The sequence below is a fragment of the Kitasatospora sp. NPDC048298 genome (assembly GCF_043201465.1).
Taxonomy (GTDB): domain Bacteria; phylum Actinomycetota; class Actinomycetes; order Streptomycetales; family Streptomycetaceae; genus Kitasatospora.
The window spans coordinates 52,507-68,942 of record NZ_JBICYZ010000019.1 but is presented as its reverse complement, the minus strand read 5'-3'; the positions used below and the strand labels follow the sequence as shown (position 1 = coordinate 68,942).

Sequence of the window (16,436 nt, the reverse complement as noted above, 5' to 3'; positions counted from 1 at the left end):
CGCGGTGCGCCGCAAGTGCGGTCGTGACGACCGGTGTTCGGCCGGGACGGGACCGAATGGTCTGCTAGCCTCGGCCCATGGCCCGGAAACCTGCTGCCGGTACCCGCGAGCGCATCCTGGACGCCGCTGCCCACCTCTTCGACCAGCGGGGCGTGCACGCGGTCGGCATGCAGCAGATCATCGACGAGGCCGGCTGCGGAAAGCAGTTGCTCTACCGGGAGTTCTCCGGCAAGGACCAGCTGGTGGTGGCCTACCTGGAGCGGTCCGCCGAGGACTGGGACCGGCTCGTGACCGGTGTGTGCGCCGCGGTGCAGTCACCGGAGGAGCGGCTCGTCGAGTTGGTCCGGGCGGTCCGGGCCATGGCGCCGAACGCCAGGGGCTGCCCGCTGCGCAACACCCAGGCGGAGTTCCCCGACCCGGACCACCCGGCGCACCAGGTCTCCGTGAAGCACTTCCGGCGCGTGCGCGAGCAACTGCGGGACCTCGCGCGCAGGACCTCGGCCGCGAACCCGGAGCGGCTCGGCGACCGGATCATGCTGATCATCGACGGTGTCTACGTGAACGGGTCGACCCTGGGTTCCACCGGCGCCGCGGAAGCGGCCGTCGAGTTCGCCGGCGACGTGGTCCGGGCGGAGATCGCCGCCGCGGTCGGCTGATCTCCTTTCGCCGACCCCTTTTCCCGATTTCTCTCTTTCCCGATTTCTCTCTTTTTCGCAATCCGTCCCGGGGTGAAGTCTGCCCGCGGGCGGGAGCTCTTCTGCTGCGCAGAATCTCACGACCCAGTGTTCCGAGGAGGATCACGGTGAAGACCATTGTTGTCACGGGGGGCACTTCCGGTATCGGGCAGGCGCTCGCGAACACCTATCTCGGCCGGGGCGACCAGGTGGTCGTCATCGCTCCGGACCCGGTGAAGGGGAAGAAGTACCTCGACACGGCGCAGAAGTCGGGCGCGGCCGACCGCGCCTTCTTCATCGAGGCCGACCTCAGCCTCGTCAGCGAGAACCGGCGCGTCATCGCGGAGATCGAGGACCGGTTCGAGGCGGTGGACGTCCTCGTGCTGTGCGCGCGGTACTTCCGCAGCCACCGGATGGTGACCTCCGAGGGGATCGAGCACAACTTCGCGCTGTACTACCTCAGCCGGTACCTGCTCGGGTACGGCCTGGCGGACCTGATGAACAAGGCCGAGACGCCGGTCGTGATGAACATCGCCGGTCCCGGTGTGGGGGCGCCGGGCGTCCACTGGAACGACCTCGGCCTCGAACGGGGCTACGACGGCTGGTCGGCCATGTTCCAAGGCGGCCGGCTCAACGACCTCCTCGGCGTCTCGTTCGCCGAGGGCGGGAGCGCGCGTCGCGCCCGGTATGTGCTGCTGTTCCCCGGTGGGACGCGCACCGGCTTCGCGGGCGAGTTCGACGCCGCCACCGCGGCGCACATCGACCAGATGAAGCGGGCCGCGCAGCCGGTCGAGTTCACCGTCCCGCCGATCCTCGAGATCATCGACGCCCCGCCGCGGGAGCCGCTGAGCGCCTTCGTGGAGGGCACGCCCCTCAGCCTCCTGCGCCCGGCGTTCGACAAGGGCGCCGCGGCGCGGCTCGACGGCATCACCCGGGAACTCCTGCGCGAGAAGGCGAGCGCCTCATGACGAACCGCCCGCAACCGGTGGCCGCTCCGCGCTGAATCGCCCTCGTGCCGTCAGGAAGGAAATGAACGCCATGACCGAACCGGTGTCGATGCCGCACAACCACCGTCAGGCCGAGTGTCCGTTCCGGCCCGGGCCCGCTCTGGTGGAACTGCACCAGGACCCGTCGCTGCACCGGGTCCCGGTGCCGAACTCCCAGCTCGGCGAGGTCGGAGCCGTCCTCATCACCCGGGAGGACGACGCCCGTACGGTGCTGTCCGACGCCCGCCACGAGGTCGGGTTCGCCTTCGATCCGCACTGGACCGGCCCGCGCTCGGTGATGAACCAGCCGGGCGTCCTGCTCAACTACGACGGGGACGAGCACACCCGGTACCGCCGGATGCAGGCCGGCGCCTTCACGATGAAGCGGATCCGGGCGCTCAGCGGCGTGATCGAGCAGATCGTCGAGAAGCACCTCGACGCGGTGGAGGCGGCCGGTCCGGGCGCCGACCTGATCAGGACCTTCGCCGAACCGCTGCCCCTGATCGTGATCTGCGAGCTGCTGGGGGCACCGATCGAGGACCGGGCGGGCATCCTGGAGCGCAGTTCGATCGCGAGCAGCGTCGACACCACGCTGGAGGTCCAGCAGGAGAACTTCGCGGCCATGACCGACTACATGGCCCAATTGGTCGCCGCGCACCGGTGGGATCCGGGCGACAACATCCTCGGGGACCTGGTGCGCAAGCACGGCGAGGAGCTCAGCAACGACGAACTCGTCGGCATGGGCCTGGACGTCCTCGTGGCCGGACACGGGACGCTCTCCGGCATGATCGGGCTCAGTGTCCTCGCCCTGTTGTCGCACCCGGAGCAGCTGGCGGTCCTGCGCGACGAGGACGAGCTGTCCGGTGGCGCCGTCGAGGAGCTGCTGCGGTTCCTCGCGGTGGCGCCCCCGCTGGTCAGGAGGGCGAGCACCGACCTGTCGGTCAACGGCCAGGAGGTACGCGCCGGCGAGTACGTCGTCGTCTCGACGCTGATGGCCAACCACGGCGCCGACCTGCCCTCGCCCGCGGACGCGCTCGACCTGCGCCGCAAGCCGGTGCCGCACCTGGCCTTCGGCTACGGCCGACACCAGTGCGTCGGTCAGCAGCTCGCCCGCCTCGAACTCGGCATCGCGCTGCCCGCGCTGTTCCGCCGCTTCCCCGGCCTGCGGCTCGCCGTCCCGTTCGAGGAGATCGAGTACCGCACGGAGTCGCTGGTGTACGGGGTCAGGAGCCTTCCCGTCGAGTGGTGACCGTGTGGCCTTCCGCCCGGGGACGCCCGGGCGGAAGGCCACACACGCGTGAGCCGCCCTCCTGGTCGGAGGGCGGCTCCGGGCTGCTCGCGGGCCGCTCGCGACGGGCGGTCGGGGGTCAGCCGCGCGGCCGCGGCCCCTGCGCCACGCGGATGGCGGCGGCCGGGCAGAGGGCCGCCGCCGCGCGCACCCCGTCGTGGGCCGCGGCGGGCGGCCGGGCGTCGAGCAGGATGACGACACCGTCCTCGTCACGCTGGTCGAAGACCTCCGGCGCGGTCATCACGCACTGCCCCGAGGCCACGCAGCGGTCCTCCTCGACGGTGATCTCCAGGGAAGCGGTCATGGCGAGTTCCTCTCCGTGCGCGGCCCGGGGCCGACGCGGGCGACGCCCGGCCGGCCGGAGCGCGTCCCGGTGACCGCGACGCCGACCCCGGCCGCCCCGGCGAGCGCGACGGCCAGGAGCGCCGGCCGGTGGCCGCCGAAATGGGTGAGCAGGGCGGCGGTCAGCGGCAGCATCAGGACGCCGCCGAGCTGCACGCCCGTCTGGAACAGCGGCACCGCCGCCGCGCGCAGGCCCGGTTCGACGTCCTGGGTGGCCTGCATGTTCAGGGCGGCGAAGGACAGGGCCATGGCGGCGCCGACGAGGAGGAGCGTCGGCAGCAGACCACCGGCGTACGAGGCGGGTTCGGGGCGCAGCAGCAGGAGCAGCTGGCCCGCGAACGCGGCCGCCGCCCCGGCGGCGATCTGCCGCCGGGTACCGAAACGGGCGACCAGGCGGCCGGCGAACGGCACGGACACCGCGAGCGGCACGCACGCGGGGAGCAGCGCCAGCGCCACCTGCCAGGGCCGCCACCCGAAGCGGTCGTGCGCCTGGAAGGTGACCAGGAGGAGCAGTGCCGCGTAGGTGCCGTTGAGGGTGGCCGCGCCGAGCGTCGCGCGGACCAGCGAGCCGTTGCGGGCGAGTTCCGCCGTCAGGCGCGGCGGCGTCCGGCGTCCGGTGTCCGGGATCACCCGCAGGCCCCACACCAGGAGCACGAGGGCGAGCGGCGCGGGGAACAGGAACGTCCAGCGCCAACTCGCCGCGGTGAGCACCCCGGAGAGCAGCAGGCCGAGGGTGAACCCGGCCGCGCCGAACAGGGAGTACACCGACACGGCCCGCCGCTGCGGCGGGCCGTCGGGGACCGTGGTGGTGATCAGGGCCAGCCCGGCGGGCGCGGTGAGCGCGGCGCAGCCGCCCTTGAGGACGCGCGAGGCGATCAGGAGGGCGGTCGAGTCGGCCAGGCCGCCCGCCACCGAGGCCGCGGCGAACACCAGCATCGCCACGAGGTAGCAGCGGCGCAGGCCCCAACGGGCGGTGGCGCGGGGGCCGAGGAGCAGCATCGCGGCGAATCCGGCGGCGAAGCCGCCCATCAGCCACTGCACCGTCCACACGGACAGGCCGCGGTCGGCGCCGATCCAGGGCAGGGCGACGAGGACCACCGAGACCTCGATGGCGTCGAGGACCATGTTGCCCGACAGGATGAACAGGAGCCGCCAGGTGCCCTGTCGGGCCGGCGCGGAGAGGGGCTGCGCGGCGGGCGCCTCAGTCACCTGCGGGCACCTTGCCCGGGCGGGATCCGGCGCCGGCCCCGGATCCGGTGGCGTCGGACCCGGCGGCCTCGGCGAGCAGCGCGGGCAGGCGCTCGCTGACCAACTCGATGTTGCGTACGACGAGGTCGTCCGGCATCCCGGCGATGCTCGCCCAGAAGATCAGGTGCTTCACCGGGAGGCCCTTGGTCCGCTCGTGGATGCGGGCCGCGGCGTCCTCGGGGGTGAGGATCTCCAGCGTCGACCAGGAGCCGTCGGCCTTCGGCGCCTCCGGGAAGTCGTCGGCGCCGAGCAGCGGCGGCCTGGGGTGGTCCGTGCCCTCCACCGAGCCCTGCCGGTAGGTGTTCATCTGGTGGGCGAGGTGCGGTGCGACGCGGGGCCAGGCCGCTTCGGGGTCGTCGGCGAGCATCACGGGGAGCAGGTCGGAGACCCGGGCGAGCTCGGGGTCGTGGCCGCCCTCGATCAGGCCCTCGCGGTAGTGCCCGTACGACGCGTGCGAGATGTGCAGGAGACCGATGCCGAGCCGGCCCGCGATGCGGGCGCCGCGCGGACCGTAGAAGCCGCCCCACAGCGGGACCGGCGACTGGAGCGGTCCCGGGGTGATGCCGCCCTCCTCCCAGAGCCGCCTGACCTCGCTGATGTTGCGTTCGACCTGGGTGAAGCGGCTCGTGAAGTCGGCGTCGAACAGGTCGTACTCGGGCACCCGGTAGCCGGCGCCGAAGCCGATCTCCAGCCGGCCGCCGCTGATCAGGTCGACGACCGCGGCGTCCTCGGCGAGCTGGGCGGGCTTGTGGAGGTTGGGGAGCACGACCGCGGTGCCGATGCGGGCGTTGCGGGTGCGGGCGGCGGCGGCCGCGGCGAACGTCAGGGGCGAGGGCAGGTAGCCGTCCTCGAAGAGGTGGTGCTCGGTGAACCAGAGGCCGTTCGCGCCGAGCCGGTCGGCCTCCTCGCAGAACTCGAGGGAGCGGGCGTAGTGGTCGGCCCAGGGCCGGTGCCACTGGTCGGGGTTGCGCAGGTCGAAGAGAAGTCCGACATCCATGCTCTGGTCTCCGTGTCTTGGGGGGTGCGGTGCTCAACTGAGGCCGTGCCGCCAGGTCCTCGGGCCCCGGAAACCGGGCGAGCGCTCCAGGCGGCGCCAGCGCGCCGACGGGTGCCCGGACTCCCGCGGCTCCTCCTGAGCCGCGGCCAGCCGGGCGTACAGGACGGTGACGAGGGCGCCCAGCTCGATCGGGTCCGGGCTGCCCCGCTCCACGCGCAGGAACGAGGACCCGTCGGAGCCGGCCGGCCGGCCGCTCACTGCGGGGGGTTGCCGTGCTTGCGCTGCGGCAGGTCGACGTCCTTGCGGCGCAGCATCGCGAACGCGCGGATCAGGACGGAGCGGGTGTCGCCGGGGTGGATGACGTCGTCGACCAGGCCGCGTTCGGCCGCGTAGTAGGGGTGGACGAGCTCCCGCCGGTACTCCTTGATCTTCTGCTCGCGGGTGGCGGCCGGGTCCTGGGCCGCGGCGATCTCACGGCGGAAGACGACGTCGGCCGCGGCCTCCGCGCCCATCACCGCGATCTCGTTGGTGGGCCAGGCGTAGGACAGGTCGGCGCCGATGGAGCGGGAGTCCATCACGATGTACGCGCCGCCGTAGGCCTTGCGCAGGATCACCGAGACCCGGGGCACGGTCGCGTTGCAGTAGGCGTAGAGGAGCTTCGCGCCGCGCCGGATGATGCCCTCGTGCTCCTGGTCGACGCCGGGCAGGAAGCCCGGCACGTCGACGAGGGTGAGCAGCGGGATGTTGAAGGCGTCGCAGAACTGCACGAACCGCGCGCCCTTCTCGCTGGCCTTGATGTCCAGGACGCCGGCCAGCGAGGACGGCTGGCTCGCGACGACGCCGATCACCTGGCCGTCGAGCCGGGCCAGGGCGCACACGAGGTTGGCGCCCCACTGGGCGTGCACCTCCAGCACCTCGTCGTCGTCGACGATCTCGGTGATCACGTCGCGGATGTCGTACGACCGGTTGCCGTCGGCGGGCACCAGGTCGAGCAGGCGGTCCACGCGCCGGTCGGCCGGGTCGCCGTTCGGGGCCGCGGGCGGCAGCTCCCGGTTGTTGGACGGCAGCATCGACAGCAGCAGGCGCACGTCCGCGAGGCAGCTCTCCTCGTCGTCGTGCACGAAGTGCGCGACGCCCGACACGCCGCCGTGCACGTCGGCGCCGCCGAGCCCGTCCTGGGTGACCTGTTCGCCCGTCACCGAACGCACCACGTCCGGGCCCGTGATGAACATCTGCGAGATGCCGCGGACCGCGAACACGAAGTCGGTGAGCGCGGGCGAGTAGGCCGCGCCGCCGGCGCAGGGCCCGAGCATCACGCTGATCTGCGGGATGACCCCGGAGGCGCGGGTGTTGCGCTGGAAGATGCCGCCGTACCCGGCGAGCGCCGAGACGCCCTCCTGGATGCGGGCGCCCGCTCCGTCGTTCAGCGAGACCAGGGGGGCGCCCGCCGCGATGGCCATGTCCATGATCTTCTGGATCTTCTGGGCGTGCGCCTCGCCGAGCGCGCCGCCGAAGATGCGGAAGTCGTGCGCGTACACGAAGACCGTCCGGCCCTCGACGGTGCCCCAGCCCGTGACCACGCCGTCGGTGTGGGGGCGCTTCGCCTCCAGGCCGAAGCCGGTCGCCCGGTGCCGCCGAAGCTGCTCCACCTCGGTGAAGGAGCCCGGGTCGAGCAGCAGGTCGATGCGTTCGTAAGCGGTGAGCTTGCCCTTGGCGTGTTGGCGCTCGGTGGCCTTCGGGTCGGCTCCGAGCCGCGCCAGTTCCTTGAGTTCCCTGAGTTCGCCGAGCCGGTCGCCGGCGGTGGTCACGGGTGCCTGCGCGGTGGTCATCGTCGCTCCTGGTGGTCCGGTCGGATCGGCTCAGGTCGGGTCAGCCGAGCAGGGTGCCGCCGCTGGCGTCGACGAAGGACCCGGTGATCCAGCGGGCCTCGTCGGTGGCCAGGAAGGTCACGACGTCCGCGACGTCCCCCGCCTGGCCGACCCGCTTGAACGCGGACAGCTGGGCCATCTGCTCCACGGCCTCGGGGATGTCGAAGACCGCGCTGCCGTTGTCGGTGATGCCGGGCGCCACGCTGTTCACGGTGATGCCGCGCGGGGCGAGGTGCCGGGCGAAGTGCAGCGAGAGCTGCTCGATGGCGCCCTTCGTCATGGCGTACGCCACCTGGTCGGGGCTGGCGAAACGGGTGAGACCCGACGAGATGTTGATGACGCGGCCGCCGTCGGCGAGCAGCGGGAGCGCCCGCTGCACGATGAAGAACGGGGCCTTCGCGTTCACGGCGAAGAGCCGGTCGAACTCCTCGGCGGTGACGTCCTCGGGGGCGAGCCCGGCCGGAGTGGTGGCGCCCGCGTTGTTGACCAGGATGTCGAGCCTGGTCTCCCCGGTCCGCTCCTTCAGGCCCCGCTCCACGCCGAGGAACAGCTCGTGCACGTCGCCGGGGACGCCTAGCGGCGCGCGGACCGGGAAGGCGCGCCCGCCGTCCCGCTCGATCAGCTCCACGGTCTTGTCGGCGGAGGCCCGGTCGGAGGCGTAGTGCACGATGACGAGGGCGCCTTCCCGGGCGAGGCGCTGTGCGGTGGCGCGGCCGATGCCCCGGCTGGAACCGGTGACCAGCGCCGTCTTGTCGGTGAGCCTGCCCATCGTGGAACTCCTGTCGGTCGATGCGGTCGGGACGGGTGGGGCGCCCGCGAGGGGGGAGGTGTGCGGTGCCGTGGGGGCGTGGGGGCGGCCGAGGCCGCTGATCATGCGGGCCAGGTGGCGGCGGACCCGGGCCAGGCCGAGGAGTTCGCCGAACACGTCCCGCAGCTGCTCCACTTCGGGCCCGCCGAGGAGCAGCAGCGACTGCGCCCGGATGTTGTCGAGGGTGTGCGCGCCGATGGGCCTGCGCACGAGGTCGTAGCCGTCGAGCAGGTCGTCGCGGTCCTCGGACCCGACCCGTTCCGCGAGGCGCCCGCCGAGTTCGGCGGCGTCCTGCAGGCCCAGGTTGAGCGCCTGCCCGCCGACCGGCATCTGCACGTGGGCGGCGTCGCCCGCGAGCAGGACCCGGCCCCTGCGGTACCGGGTCGCCTGCCGGCTCGTGTTGTCGAAGGCGTTCAGCCACCGGGGCGTGCCGTGGCCGATGTCCTCACCGGTGACCTCCGCCCACGCGGTGACGACCTCGTCGAACGTGGGCGGCCCGGTGCGCTCCTTCGGGTCCGTGCCGAAGACGTGGACCATCACCCGGGTGCTGCCGTCCGGCCAACGGTGCGCCACGGCAAGGCCGTTGGGGTGTCGCTCGAAGCGCCGGGCCGGCACGTCGATGCCCGCCACGTCGGCCCGCAGCATCTCGCGGGTCGCGGCGTGGCCCGCGAACTCGAAGCCGGCGAGCCGCCGTACGGTGCTGTCGCCTCCGTCGCACCCCACCACGAACGCGGCGGTGACGCGGACGCGTTCGCCGTCCTCCCCGACGGCCTCGACCAGGACGTGCCCGTCCCGGTCGGTCAGGGACACCACGCGCAGCCCGCGCCGCAGCCGCGCCCCGAGCTCCACGGCCCGCTCCTGGAGGACCGACTCGATGCGGGTCTGCGGGCACTTCCACTGGCCGGCGTACCGGTGGCCGGGGTCGGCGGCGGTCAGGTCGAGCCGCATGCCCCCGAAGTGGCCGGGGCCGCCGTCCGGCAGCTCACCGAGCCGATCGAGGATGCCGCGCTCCTCGAACAGCGTCATGGTGCGGGCGTGCAGCGTGGACGCCCGGGACTCGGTCATCGGCGCGCCGAGCTGTTCCAGGACGGTGGTGCGCACGCCGTGCGTGCGCAGGTCCCCGGCGAGCAGCAGCCCGACGGGCCCCGCGCCGACGATCACCACGTCGGTGTCCGTCGGGGGAGTCGAGGTGGACGGCATGGGTCAGCGCCGCGCTTCCGCGTACCGCTTGGCGTGCTCCAGGGTGGCCCGGCTGTTGGTGCCGAGCGCGTCGCGCAGGAACGTCCTGGCCCGCTCGACGTCCGCGTCCGGGCCCAGGATCCTGGCGATGTTCTCCGCGTTGACGACGACGGTGTGCTGCGAGGAGGCCGTGACGACCCCGTCCTCGCCCTCCTCGAACTGCCAGGTCCCGGTGTGCAGCGTCATGAGCGCGGGCAGCGTGGTCTGCTTGTACGCGATCCGCCGGTGCGGGAAGCACACCCGCACCGACTCGGTGGTGTGGGTGGAGCCGTCCCTGGCGACGGTGTCCATCCGCAGGACCTGCAGGCCGGGGGTGTCCTCGGTGAGCTTGACGGTACCGACGTGCGGCAGGCGCTCGACCCACCGGTCGGCCTCGTTGACGAAGTCGTACAGGTCCTTCGTGGACCCCTCGACCCGCACCGAGTCCGTGAACGACAGCGTCAACTCCGCGGTCCGCGCGGCCTCTTCGAGCCCGGCCTTGAGCGAGGGCAGCTCGGCGCGGCTGTTGCTGTCGACCGCCTCGTCGATCCAGGCGAGCGACCCGGGGTCGTCGTCGACGGCCCGGTAGGAGTGCAGCAGCCGCAGCCGGGTCTCCTCCGGGCCCAGCGGCTCGATGATCCAGGTGCCGCTCATCTCGGCGATCGGCGGGGACGACACCTCCTGCCGGAAGGTGATGCGCAGCCCCTCCGGGTCGAGGTCGCGGCGCGAGGTCCAGTTCTTGGCCTCGCCGTTGGCGGTGGCCCAGATCCGGATCCGCTCCCGGTCGCCCTCCCGCTCCAGGGTCTCGACGTACACGTTCGGCGGGAACAGGCGCGGCCAGTTCTCCACCTCGGCGAGCAGCCGGTAGACCTCCTTCGCCGTCGCCGCGACGGTGATCTCGTGCTCGACCTCACGGGTCGTCATGATGGGTGCTCCTCAGTCGGGTCGGGCGGGATCAGAAGTTGCCGAGGCCGCCGCACACGTTCAGCGCCTGGGCGGTGATGGAACCCGCCAGGTCGGAGGCGAGGTAGCCGACCAGGCCCGCGACCTCCTCGGGCGTCGAGTACCGGCCGAGCGGGATCTTCGACTGGAACTTCTCCAGGATCGCGTCCTCGGTGGTGCCGTACGCGTCCGCGTAGCCCTGGCGGACCCGCTGCGCCATGGGGGTCTCCACGTAGCCGGGGCACACCGCGTTCACCGTGACGCCGGTCGGCGCGAGCTCGTTGCCGAGGGCCTTGGTGAAGCCGACCACGCCGTGCTTGGACGCCGAGTAGGGGGCGCCGAGCACCACGCCCTGCTTGCCGGCGGTGGAGGCGATGTTGATGACGCGGCCGCGCGCCTTGGCGCGCATCCCGCCCGCGTTGAGGACCTCGCGGGTCACCAGGAACACGCTGGTGAGGTTGGTCGCGATGACGTCCTCCCACAGCTCGTCGGCCAGGTCGGCGGTCACCCCGCCGCCCGAGCGGCCCGCGTTGTTCACCAGGACGTCGATCGGCCCGAAGCGGGCGACCGCGGCCCGCACCACGTCGGCCACCTGCTCCTTGGAGCGCACGTCGCCGGTGGTGCCGTCCACGTCGAGGCCCTCGTCCCGCAGGGTCTTGACGGTCTCGGCGACGGCCTTCTCGTCGCGGGCGCACAGGAACACCCGGTGCCCCTGCTCTGCGAGCAGCCGGGCCGAGGCCAGGCCGATCCCGCTGGTCGCGCCGGTGACCAGGGCGACCCTGCGTGCGGTGGTGTCGGTCATGTTCGGCTCCCGGTCAGGCGGCGTGGGCGGCGGGCAGGTGGGCGGTGACGAGGTCGATCAGGGCGCGCGGGGTGCGGGCCTCGCCGAAGGCGTCCTCGTCGAGGCTGATCCCGTACTCGCGCTCGATGCGCCCGGCGGTCTCCAGGAGGGCGAGCGACTCGTAGCCGAGGTCGGCGAACTCGGTGTCGAGGATGTCCCCGTCCAGGTCGGCCTCCGCGTCGGCGCCGGCGGCCTCCAGGAGGATCCGCTTGAGCTCGGTGAGGGTGAAGTCGGTGGTGGACACGGGGTTCCTTCCGTCAGTGGTGGGCGGCCCGCACGACCATCGCGGAGTTGAATCCGCCCTGGCCGCGGGCGAGTACGAGGGCGGCGCGCACCGCGTGGGGGCGGGGGGCGCCGGTGACCAGGTCGATGTCGTAGTCCGGGGACAGGGTGGAGCCGGTGGTCGGCGGGATCACGCCGTCGCGCATCGACAGGAACGCGGCCGCCAGGTCCAGCGGTGCCGCGCCCGAGTAGAGGCGGCCCGTCATCGTCTTCGGGGCGGTCACCGGTACGGCGCGCACCCCGAACACCTTGGTGATCGCCTCCGCCTCGGCCCGGTCCAGGTCGGGCACGGCCGCCGCGTCGGCGAACACCACGTCGATGTCGTCCGGCGCCAGGCCGGCGTCGGCCAGGGCCAGTTCCATGGCGCGCTGCAGGGTCGGCGCGCGGTCGCTGCCGGGCCGCGGGTCGACCGTGGAGGCGTGCCCGGCGATCTCCCCGTACACCTGCGGGGCGCCGCGTTCCAGGGCGTGCTCGGCGTTCTCCAGGACGAGCAGGGCGCCGCCCTCGCCCGGCACGTGGCCCGAGGCCCGGTCGTCGAAGGGCAGGTAGGCGCGGTCCGGGTCGTCGCTGGTGGTCAGGCGCCCGCTGGTCAGCTGGGCCACCCAGCCCCACGGGCAGATGGAGGCGTCGACCGCCCCGGAGATCACCATGCGGGTGCCCTTGCGGATCTGCCGGCGGGCCTGCGCCACCGCGTCGAGGCCGCCGGCCTGGTCGCTGACCACCACGCTGCTCGGGCCGCGCAGTCCGCCGCGGATGGAGATCTGGCCGCTGTTGACCGCGTAGAACCAGGCGAACGACTGGTAGGCGCTGACGTACTGGCCGCCCTTGCTCCACAGCGCGCGCAGCTCGTTCTGCCCGAACTCGAAGCCGCCGGAGTGGCTCGCCGTGATGACGCCGACGTCGTAGTCGGGCAACTCGGACGGGACGACGCCCGCGTCGGCGAACGCCCAGTCGGCGCCGACCAGGGCGAGGCGGGTCATCCGGTCCGTCTGCGGGAGCAGCCTGCCGGGAAGGTGCTCCTTGGCGTCGAAGCCGTGGATCTCGCCCGCGAGCCGGGAGTCGTACGGCGTCGGGTCGAACCGGGTGACCCGGCCGATCGCGCCCCGTCCGGCGAGCGTCGCCGCCCAGTAGTCCGCCAGCCCGAGGCCGGTGGGCGCGACGACGCCCAGTCCCGTGACCACCGTGCGCGAGCTCATCGGGCGCCCGCCCGGTCGGGGGCGGCGAGCACGATCGCGCTCTGGAAGCCGCCGAACCCACTGCCCACGGAGAGCACCGCGTCGGTCTTCCACTCCCGGGCCGTCAGCGGTACGTAGTCCAAGTCGCACTCCGGGTCGGGGTTGTGGAGGTTCGCGGTCGGGGGCACGACGTCGTGGGCCATGGCGAGGACCGAGGCGGCCACCTCGATCGAGCCGATCGCGCCGAGCGAGTGCCCCACCATCGACTTGATGGAGCTGACCGGCGTGCGGTAGGCGTGGTCGCCGAGGCTGCGCTTGAACGCGGCCGTCTCGTGCCGGTCGTTCTGCTTGGTGCCGGAGCCGTGCGCGTTGATGTAGTCGATGTCCTGCGGGGCGAGCCGCGCCTCGTCGAGGGCGACCCGGATCGCCTCGGCCATCTCCTTGCCGTCGGGCCGCAGCCCCGTCATGTGGAAGGCGTTCGAGCGGGTCGCGAAGCCGGCGACCTCGGCGTAGATCCGCGCGCCGCGCCTGCGGGCGCTCTCCAGCTCCTCCAGGACGAAGACCGCCGAGCCCTCGCCCAGGACGAAGCCGTTGCGGCTGTTGTCGAAGGGGCGCGAGGCGTGCCGCGGATCGTCGTTGCGCGGTGTGGTCGCCTTGATCGCGTCGAAGCAGGCCACCGTGATGGGCGAGATGGGCGCGTCGGCGGCGCCCGCGATCATCACGTCCGCGGAGCCCTCCCGGATCACGTCGGCGGCGTATCCCACCGCGTCGAGACCGGAGGTGCAGCCGGTGGAGACGACCGTGCTCGGGCCCTCGGCGCCCACCGCCCAGGCGACCTCCGTCGCGAAGGAGCTGGGCACCATGTAGTTGTAGAGGTGCGGTACGGCGTAGGCCTGGTCGACCAGTTCGAGGCGGCCGCCGTCGCTGACGGTCCGGTACTCCTGGTCGAGGCCCATCGTGGCGCCGACCGCGCTGCCGATCGTCACTCCGGTGCGGTGCGGGGCGAGCGTCTCGAACTCCAGGCCGCTGTCGGCGACCGCCTCGCGCGCCGTGACCACCGCGAACTGCGCGGCCCGGTCCATGCGCCGGATCTCCTGGGGGGTGAGTCCGGACAGCTCCGCGTCGAAGTCGACCTCGGCGGCCACCTGCGAGCGGAACGGCGACGGGTCGAAGAACGAGATGCGGCGCGTCGCCGTGCGGCCGTCGGTGAGCAGCTTCCAGAAGCCCTTGGTGCCCTGACCGCCCGGCGCGGTCACCCCGACACCGGTGATCACGACCCGCCGGCCGTGGGCGTCGCCCATCACGCGCTCCATTCGTAGAAGCGGCGGGCCATGGCGTCCGCGGGGGAACGCCAGGTCGCCGGGTCGTACGCCTCGATGTACGGCCTGAGGTCCTCGCTGACCGTGGTGAACAGCGGGTCGGTCTTGGCCTCCTCGATGCGGCTCGCGCCGTTGTCGTCGTCGAAGTCCTGGAGGTGGAAGTACAGGCCCCGGTAGGAGAAGAGCTGGCGGCGGCGGGTGCCCATCCGGCCGGGCATGTCGGTGCGGTCGAAGGCGCCGAAGAGCTGGGCGACGTCCTGGGCCGAGGAGGGGGCCATCCTGGCCACGATCAGAGTGCTGTGCATGGTTTTCCCTACTCCCTTGCTTGTCGAGCGGGCCCGAACCAGCGGTCCAGGGCCATCGGTAGGTCGTGGTGGCTGCCGGGAGCGGCCCAGGCGACGTGTCCGTCCGGGCGCACGAGCACCGCCGAAGTGCCCTTCAGGTCGCTGCCGTCGGGTACGCCGACGGGGGTCGCCGTCACGATGTCGATCCGGTCCCGCCAGGCGTCGGCCCGCCCGCGCAGCGTCGCGTTGTCGTCGAGGTCGAGCAGCAGGCCGCGCCCGGTGCGCAGCAGCGCGGTGCTCGTGGTGCGCCCCCGCTCCCGGGTCAGGTCGAGGTGCGGCAGACGCGCGCCGAGCAGCGGACTGGGCCCGCCGCCGACGTCGTAGCGGATGTCGAGGCCGCTGACCCGCGCCGCGAGATGGCGGACCACCTCGGGGTGGACGAGGAGTTCGCCGAGCATCTCCCGTACGGGGGAGACCTCCTCGCCGCCGAGGATCAGCAGGCTCTGCGCCCGCGTGTTGGCCAGCAGCCGGCGGCCGACCTCGTGCCGCTCCTCGTGGTAGCTGTCGAGCAGCGCCTCGTGCGCCGTGCCCCGCACCACCGCGGCGAGTTTCCAGCCCAGGTTGACCGAGTCCTGGACGGAGGTGTTCATCCCCTGGCCGCCCGCGGGGAGGTGGACGTGCGCGGCGTCCCCGGCGAGCAGCACCCGGCCGCGCCGGTACTCGGTGGCCTGCCGGGCGGCGTCGCTGAACGAGCTCACCCAGACCGGCTCGGCACCGGTGAGGTCGATGCCCGTGAGCCGCTTCCACACGTCGGCGACCTCACCGAACTCCGGCGGCCCCGAACGGCGTTGCGGAGGGGTGCCGCGCTCTCCGACGATGATCCGGTGGATGCCGCCGGGCAGTTTGGCCACCATCACCAGGCCGCCGTCGGTGGGCTGCCCGGTCATCCGGGGCTCCAGGTCCACGCCCTTGAGGTCGGCGAGGAACAGCTCGGTGGTCGCGGGCGTGCCGGGGAAGTCGAATCCGGCGAGCTTGCGGACGGTGCTGCGACCGCCGTCGCAGCCCACCACGTAGCGGGCCCGCAGCGCCCGGGCCGAGTCCCGGAGGATCACGGTCACGCCCTCGCCGTCCTCGGCGAGGCCGGTGACCTCCGTGCCGCGCCGGATGTCGGCGCCCAACTCCCGTGCCCAGGACTCCAGTACGGCCTCGGTGGCGGACTGGGGGATGGCGCGCGCCGACGCGTGGGCGGCGTTCAGGGCCGCCAGGTCGAGCGGGAGGCCGCCGAAGTGCCCCTCCTCGCTCGTCCGGATCCCGCCGAACCGGGGCAGCAGGCCGCGCTGGTCGAACACCTCCATCGTGCGGATGGTGAAGCCGATCCCGCGCGACTCGCCGGTCCGTTCCGGCAGTCGGTCGAGCACGATCGTGTCGACGCCCGCCAGACGCAGTTCTCCGGCCAGCATGAGACCGGCCGGCCCGGCGCCGACGACAATGACTGAAGCGTCCATGTGAATCTCCAGAGCGTCCGGGGAGCCGATCCCGGGGGTGGATGTCGGAAAATCCCTACTTGTTCTCGATGTTGGCGGCTATGCGAGCCAGTACGTCATTGGCGGCGAGGAATTCGGCTTCGGAGATTCCGGTGAGCGAGCGGGCCGCGTGGTCGTTCACCAGGACCTCGGCCCGCTGGTGCGCCGCGACGCCGGATTCGGTGAGCGTCACCGTGTCGCCCTGACGGAGCACCCAGCCGCGGTCCACGAATCCGTCGACCACCGACCGGTAGGAGTCGGAACGGTCCACGGCCAGGAACGGGGAGAATGCCGCGTCGATGTCCGCGACGGTCCGCACGCCGATACTGATGGCGTGCAGAACCTGCCACTGCCGTCGGTTCAGATTCTCTCCGGCGAGGGCCTTCGCGGTGGCCTCGTCGAAGAGCCGGTGCAAATGCAGAAGCCAGTATCCGATGCGCTTTGTGGTGTTCTGCTGGAGCATGAAGCGCCTACTTCCTCGGCGGCGGGGAGGGATTCTCGACCCGCCTGTTCCAACTCGCGGTTGAATGTCCGACCACTCGACATTCGCATGATCGGCTGCCGCGCTACAAGGCTCCACGGGCAAGCCTACGGGCGACCCGCAGGGTCCCTTGCGGGTCGCCCGTAGGACCCTTTGTAGG

The 16,436-nt window shown here is 72.6% G+C and carries 17 protein-coding genes; 3 read left to right on the top strand and 14 right to left on the bottom strand.

The window, feature by feature from the left end; translation table 11 throughout:
* Window positions 1–77 precede the first annotated feature (77 nt).
* The 3 genes from ACGF0D_RS16925 to ACGF0D_RS16915 all read left to right on the top strand — a co-directional run bounded on the left by ACGF0D_RS16925 (window position 78) and on the right by ACGF0D_RS16915 (window position 2,909).
* Window positions 78–656 carry a TetR/AcrR family transcriptional regulator gene (locus ACGF0D_RS16925; protein ID WP_392882910.1) on the top strand — a complete coding sequence of 193 codons (579 nt, stop codon included), beginning with the start codon at window positions 78–80 and terminating at the stop codon, window positions 654–656.
* Between the two features lie 146 nt (window positions 657–802).
* Entirely contained in the window at window positions 803–1,642 is an 840-nt protein-coding gene (locus ACGF0D_RS16920) for an SDR family NAD(P)-dependent oxidoreductase (protein ID WP_392916811.1), read from the top strand.
* A gap of 70 nt (window positions 1,643–1,712) precedes the next feature.
* Complete coding sequence (locus ACGF0D_RS16915; protein ID WP_392916808.1) at window positions 1,713–2,909, top strand: cytochrome P450; 1,197 nt, start codon at window positions 1,713–1,715, stop codon at window positions 2,907–2,909.
* Window positions 2,910–3,027: 118 nt separating this feature from the next.
* Here the strand turns inward: ACGF0D_RS16915 and ACGF0D_RS16910 are convergent, their stop codons facing one another.
* The 14 genes from ACGF0D_RS16910 to ACGF0D_RS16845 are packed head-to-tail and all read right to left on the bottom strand — an operon-like array spanning window position 3,028 to window position 16,258.
* Entirely contained in the window at window positions 3,028–3,240 is a 213-nt protein-coding gene (locus ACGF0D_RS16910; protein WP_392883004.1) for a ferredoxin, read from the bottom strand.
* An 8-nt stretch (window positions 3,241–3,248) separates the two neighbouring features.
* Window positions 3,249–4,499, bottom strand: coding sequence for an MFS transporter (locus ACGF0D_RS16905; protein ID WP_392916805.1), 1,251 nt, complete (start codon window positions 4,497–4,499; stop codon window positions 3,249–3,251).
* Window positions 4,492–5,535, bottom strand: coding sequence for an LLM class flavin-dependent oxidoreductase (locus ACGF0D_RS16900; RefSeq protein WP_392916803.1), 1,044 nt, complete (start codon window positions 5,533–5,535; stop codon window positions 4,492–4,494). The genes ACGF0D_RS16905 and ACGF0D_RS16900 overlap by 8 nt, the downstream gene beginning before the upstream one ends.
* A gap of 33 nt (window positions 5,536–5,568) precedes the next feature.
* Window positions 5,569–5,793 carry an acyl-CoA carboxylase subunit epsilon gene (locus ACGF0D_RS16895; RefSeq protein WP_392916800.1) on the bottom strand — a complete coding sequence of 75 codons (225 nt, stop codon included), beginning with the start codon at window positions 5,791–5,793 and terminating at the stop codon, window positions 5,569–5,571.
* Window positions 5,790–7,364, bottom strand: a complete 1,575-nt coding sequence (locus ACGF0D_RS16890; protein WP_392882923.1) for an acyl-CoA carboxylase subunit beta — start codon at window positions 7,362–7,364, stop codon at window positions 5,790–5,792. The genes ACGF0D_RS16895 and ACGF0D_RS16890 overlap by 4 nt, the downstream gene beginning before the upstream one ends.
* A gap of 40 nt (window positions 7,365–7,404) precedes the next feature.
* Window positions 7,405–9,411 carry an SDR family oxidoreductase gene (locus ACGF0D_RS16885; protein ID WP_392916797.1) on the bottom strand — a complete coding sequence of 669 codons (2,007 nt, stop codon included), beginning with the start codon at window positions 9,409–9,411 and terminating at the stop codon, window positions 7,405–7,407.
* A 3-nt stretch (window positions 9,412–9,414) separates the two neighbouring features.
* Entirely contained in the window at window positions 9,415–10,353 is a 939-nt protein-coding gene (locus ACGF0D_RS16880) for an aromatase/cyclase (RefSeq protein WP_392916794.1), read from the bottom strand.
* A gap of 31 nt (window positions 10,354–10,384) precedes the next feature.
* Window positions 10,385–11,173 carry a 3-oxoacyl-ACP reductase FabG gene (gene fabG, locus ACGF0D_RS16875; RefSeq protein WP_392916792.1) on the bottom strand — a complete coding sequence of 263 codons (789 nt, stop codon included), beginning with the start codon at window positions 11,171–11,173 and terminating at the stop codon, window positions 10,385–10,387.
* Between the two features lie 13 nt (window positions 11,174–11,186).
* Window positions 11,187–11,456 (bottom strand): acyl carrier protein, encoded by a 270-nt coding sequence (locus ACGF0D_RS16870; protein ID WP_392882932.1) that lies wholly within the window; start codon window positions 11,454–11,456, stop codon window positions 11,187–11,189.
* Between the two features lie 13 nt (window positions 11,457–11,469).
* Window positions 11,470–12,690 (bottom strand): ketosynthase chain-length factor, encoded by a 1,221-nt coding sequence (locus ACGF0D_RS16865; protein WP_392882934.1) that lies wholly within the window; start codon window positions 12,688–12,690, stop codon window positions 11,470–11,472.
* On the bottom strand, window positions 12,687–13,970 hold the full coding sequence (locus ACGF0D_RS16860; RefSeq protein ID WP_392882936.1) for a beta-ketoacyl-[acyl-carrier-protein] synthase family protein: 1,284 nt from the start codon (window positions 13,968–13,970) through the stop codon (window positions 12,687–12,689). Before ACGF0D_RS16860 ends, ACGF0D_RS16865 begins: the two co-directional genes overlap by 4 nt.
* Window positions 13,970–14,293, bottom strand: a complete 324-nt coding sequence (locus ACGF0D_RS16855; RefSeq protein WP_392882938.1) for a TcmI family type II polyketide cyclase — start codon at window positions 14,291–14,293, stop codon at window positions 13,970–13,972. The genes ACGF0D_RS16860 and ACGF0D_RS16855 overlap by 1 nt, the downstream gene beginning before the upstream one ends.
* A gap of 8 nt (window positions 14,294–14,301) precedes the next feature.
* Window positions 14,302–15,777, bottom strand: coding sequence for an FAD-dependent monooxygenase (locus ACGF0D_RS16850; protein WP_392882941.1), 1,476 nt, complete (start codon window positions 15,775–15,777; stop codon window positions 14,302–14,304).
* Between the two features lie 55 nt (window positions 15,778–15,832).
* A complete protein-coding gene (locus ACGF0D_RS16845; RefSeq protein ID WP_392916789.1) occupies window positions 15,833–16,258 on the bottom strand; it encodes a MarR family winged helix-turn-helix transcriptional regulator in 426 nt (141 codons plus the stop codon).
* Window positions 16,259–16,436 lie beyond the last annotated feature (178 nt).

Bases quoted from the DNA above. Each gene is read 5' to 3' on its own strand.
- ACGF0D_RS16925 (WP_392882910.1), top strand. From the start codon at position 78: ATGGCCCGGAAACCTGCTGCCGGTACCCGCGAGCGCATCCTGGACGCC.
- ACGF0D_RS16915 (WP_392916808.1), top strand. From the start codon at position 1,713: ATGACCGAACCGGTGTCGATGCCGCACAACCACCGTCAGGCCGAGTGT.
- ACGF0D_RS16900 (WP_392916803.1), bottom strand. From the start codon at position 5,535: ATGGATGTCGGACTTCTCTTCGACCTGCGCAACCCCGACCAGTGGCAC.
- ACGF0D_RS16890 (WP_392882923.1), bottom strand. From the start codon at position 7,364: ATGACCACCGCGCAGGCACCCGTGACCACCGCCGGCGACCGGCTCGGC.
- ACGF0D_RS16885 (WP_392916797.1), bottom strand. From the start codon at position 9,411: ATGCCGTCCACCTCGACTCCCCCGACGGACACCGACGTGGTGATCGTC.
- ACGF0D_RS16880 (WP_392916794.1), bottom strand. From the start codon at position 10,353: ATGACGACCCGTGAGGTCGAGCACGAGATCACCGTCGCGGCGACGGCG.
- fabG (WP_392916792.1), bottom strand. From the start codon at position 11,173: ATGACCGACACCACCGCACGCAGGGTCGCCCTGGTCACCGGCGCGACC.
- ACGF0D_RS16865 (WP_392882934.1), bottom strand. From the start codon at position 12,690: ATGAGCTCGCGCACGGTGGTCACGGGACTGGGCGTCGTCGCGCCCACC.
- ACGF0D_RS16860 (WP_392882936.1), bottom strand. From the start codon at position 13,970: ATGGGCGACGCCCACGGCCGGCGGGTCGTGATCACCGGTGTCGGGGTG.
- ACGF0D_RS16855 (WP_392882938.1), bottom strand. From the start codon at position 14,293: ATGCACAGCACTCTGATCGTGGCCAGGATGGCCCCCTCCTCGGCCCAG.
- ACGF0D_RS16850 (WP_392882941.1), bottom strand. From the start codon at position 15,777: ATGGACGCTTCAGTCATTGTCGTCGGCGCCGGGCCGGCCGGTCTCATG.
- ACGF0D_RS16845 (WP_392916789.1), bottom strand. From the start codon at position 16,258: ATGCTCCAGCAGAACACCACAAAGCGCATCGGATACTGGCTTCTGCAT.